Annotated in this window: 1 rRNA gene; it reads right to left on the minus strand. The window is 46.6% G+C overall.

Annotated features, from left to right (window positions below):
• Positions 1-553 (minus strand): 23S ribosomal RNA (locus QM923_RS09620); the annotation flags it as partial.
• Positions 554-711 lie beyond the last annotated feature (158 nt).

Raw genomic sequence — 711 nt, forward strand, 5'->3', positions numbered from 1 at the left:
CACACGGTTTCAGGTTCTATTTCACTCCCCTCCCGGGGTGCTTTTCACCTTTCCCTCACGGTACTGGTTCACTATCGGTCACTAGGGAGTATTTAGGGTTGGGAGATGGTCCTCCCAGATTCCGACGAGATTTCACGTGTCTCGCCGTACTCAGGATACTGCTAGGTACAAAGACTATTTTAAATACGAGGCTCTCACTCTCTTTGGCTGACCTTCCCATGTCATTCTTCTATAGTCTTTGAGTCCACATTGCAGTCCTACAACCCCGAAGAGTAAACTCTTCGGTTTGCCCTCCTGCCGTTTCGCTCGCCGCTACTAAGGCAATCGCTTTTGCTTTCTCTTCCTGCAGCTACTTAGATGTTTCAGTTCACTGCGTCTTCCTCCTCATATCCTTAACAGATATGGGTAACAGGTAGTACCTGTTGGGTTCCCCCATTCGGAAATCCCTGGATCATCGCTTACTTACAGCTACCCAAGGCATATCGTCGTTTGTCACGTCCTTCTTCGGCTCCTAGTGCCAAGGCATCCACCGTGCGCCCTTATTAACTTAACCTTACTTTTTTGACCTTTCAGTCATAAACTCTTTATTAATACTACAGCGTTTTCGGTTTATTTTCTTGTTACTATTTGATATAGATATTCAATTTTCAATGTGCATGACTTGGTGATCTCTCACCAATGGAGCCTAGCGGGATCGAACCGCTGACCTCC

Source organism: Streptococcus infantis (assembly GCF_047463275.1).
Classification (GTDB): domain Bacteria; phylum Bacillota; class Bacilli; order Lactobacillales; family Streptococcaceae; genus Streptococcus; species Streptococcus infantis_AF.